Source organism: Sphingomonas sp. UYP23 (assembly GCF_054059235.1).
Genome location: NZ_JBSSBX010000001.1, coordinates 1 through 2,500, shown reverse-complemented (window position 1 = coordinate 2,500; position 2,500 = coordinate 1). Strand labels below are relative to the sequence as shown.

The window sequence follows — 2,500 nt, the reverse complement described above, 5'->3', positions numbered from 1 at the left end:
ACTTAATGTATCAAGCAAGCTTAAGCCGTTAGGTGTAGGCGCAGCGAAAGCGAGTCTGAATAGGGCGCCAGAGTTTGATGTATTAGACCCGAAACCCGGCGATCTATGCATGACCAGGATGAAGGTGCGGTAACACGCACTGGAGGTCCGAACCGATTAACGTTGAAAAGTTACCGGATGAGTTGTGCTTAGGGGTGAAAGGCCAATCAAGCCGGGAAATAGCTGGTTCTCCGCGAAAACTATTGAGGTAGTGCCTCGGACGAATACCTTGGGGGGTAGAGCACTGGATGGATGCGGGGGTCGCGAGACCTACCAACTCTAACCAAACTCCGAATACCCAAGAGTACTATCCGGGAGACAGACGGCGGGTGCTAAGGTCCGTCGTCAAAAGGGAAACAGCCCTGACCTACAGCTAAGGTCCCCAAGTCGTGTCTAAGTGGGAAAGCATGTGGAACTTCCAAAACAACCAGGAGGTTGGCTTAGAAGCAGCCATCCTTTAAAGAAAGCGTAACAGCTCACTGGTCTAAATAAGAGGTTCTGCGGCGAAGATGTAACGGGGCTCAAGACACGCACCGAAGCTTAGGGTGTGCCATTTCTATGGTACGCGGTAGCGGAGCGTTCCGTAAGCCTGTGAAGCGATCTGGTAATGGGTCGTGGAGGTATCGGAAGTGCGAATGCAGACATGAGTAGCGATAAAAAGGGTGAGATGCCCTTTCGCCGAAAGACCAAGGGTTCCTGCGCAAGGCTAATCCGCGCAGGGTGAGTCGGCCCCTAAGACGAGCCCGAAGGGGGTAGTCGATGGGAACACGGTTAATATTCCGTGACCTGGTGGTGTGTGACGGATCTCGTGTGTTGTCTTCCCTTATTGGATTGGGAAGGCTTCGAAGAGGTCCCAGGAAATAGCCCCACCGTATAGACCGTACCCGAAACCGACACAGGTGGTCAGGTAGAGTATACCAAGGCGCTTGAGAGAAGTGTCCTGAAGGAACTCGGCAAATTGCCTCCGTACCTTCGGAAGAAGGAGGCCCCAACTAAGCGCAAGCTCTGTTGGGGGGCACAGGCCAGGGGGTAGCGACTGTTTAGCAAAAACACAGGGCTCTGCTAAGTCGGCTTCAAGACGACGTATAGGGCCTGACGCCTGCCCGGTGCCTGAAGGTTAAGTGGAGGGGTGCAAGCTCTGAAATGAAGCCCAGGTAAACGGCGGCCGTAACTATAACGGTCCTAAGGTAGCGAAATTCCTTGTCGGGTAAGTTCCGACCTGCACGAATGGCGTAACGACTTCCCCACTGTCTCCAGGACATGCTCAGCGAAATTGAATTCCCCGTGAAGATGCGGGGTTCCCGCGGTTAGACGGAAAGACCCCGTGCACCTTTACTGCAGCTTCAGAGTGGCATTAGGAAGAAACTGTGTAGCATAGGTGGGAGGCTATGAAGCGTTGGCGCCAGCTGACGTGGAGCCATAGGTGAAATACCACCCTGTTTGTTTCTGATGTCTAACCTCGATCCATGAAACTGGATCAGGGACCCTCTGTGGCGGGTAGTTTGACTGGGGCGGTCGCCTCCTAAAGAGTAACGGAGGCGCGCAATGGTGGGCTCAGGACGGTTGGAAACCGTCTGTTAGAGTGCAATGGCATAAGCCCGCCTGACTGCGAGACTGACAAGTCGAGCAGAGACGAAAGTCGGTCATAGTGATCCGGTGGTCCCTCGTGGAAGGGCCATCGCTCAACGGATAAAAGGTACGCCGGGGATAACAGGCTGATAACCCCCAAGAGCTCATATCGACGGGGTTGTTTGGCACCTCGATGTCGGCTCATCACATCCTGGGGCTGGAGCAGGTCCCAAGGGTTTGGCTGTTCGCCAATTAAAGTGGTACGTGAGCTGGGTTCAGAACGTCGCGAGACAGTTTGGTCCCTATCTGCCGTGGGCGTCGAAATTTGAGAGGAGTTGACCCTAGTACGAGAGGACCGGGTTGAACATACCTCTGGTGTACCTGTCGTTCTGCCAAGAGCGCAGCAGGGTAGCTATGTATGGACGGGATAACCGCTGAAAGCATCTAAGCGGGAAGCCTCCCTCGAGATAAGATTTCATAGAGCCGTCAGAGACCATGACGTTGATAGATCGGATGTAGAAGTGCGGTAACGCATGGAGCTAACCGATACTAATTGCTCTATTCGCGCTTGAGAGTCCCACCATCAATGACAATCCTGGGTAACCAGCACGTCACAGATGGCGGATGATCAAATGCAACGCCTGATTAACAACTACCATCTTCAGATTGTCGTAAACGTGCACCGATTTTAGGAGCTCCGCCGCAAGGCGGGGCTTCCAGAGAACCCGAACCTTTTGCTGTTCACCGGCTCCATTGCTTGGTGGCTATAGCGTCAGTGCCCCACCCGATCCCATCCCGAACTCGGCCGTGAAACCTGACTGCGCCGATGGTACTATCGCTTAAGCGATGGAAGAGTAGGTCGTCGCCAGGCATTGAAGCCGGTGAACACAAA

2 rRNA genes (1 of these 2 cut by a window edge) are annotated in these 2,500 nt (G+C 53.9%); both read left to right on the top strand.

Annotated features, from left to right (window positions below):
• Positions 1–2,181: ribosomal RNA gene (locus tag ACVWYO_RS00010) — 23S ribosomal RNA — on the top strand; it begins 617 nt to the left of the window's first position.
• 183 nt (positions 2,182–2,364) lie between these two features.
• Positions 2,365–2,479: ribosomal RNA gene (rrf, locus tag ACVWYO_RS00005) — 5S ribosomal RNA — on the top strand.
• Positions 2,480–2,500: the final 21 nt, after the last annotated feature.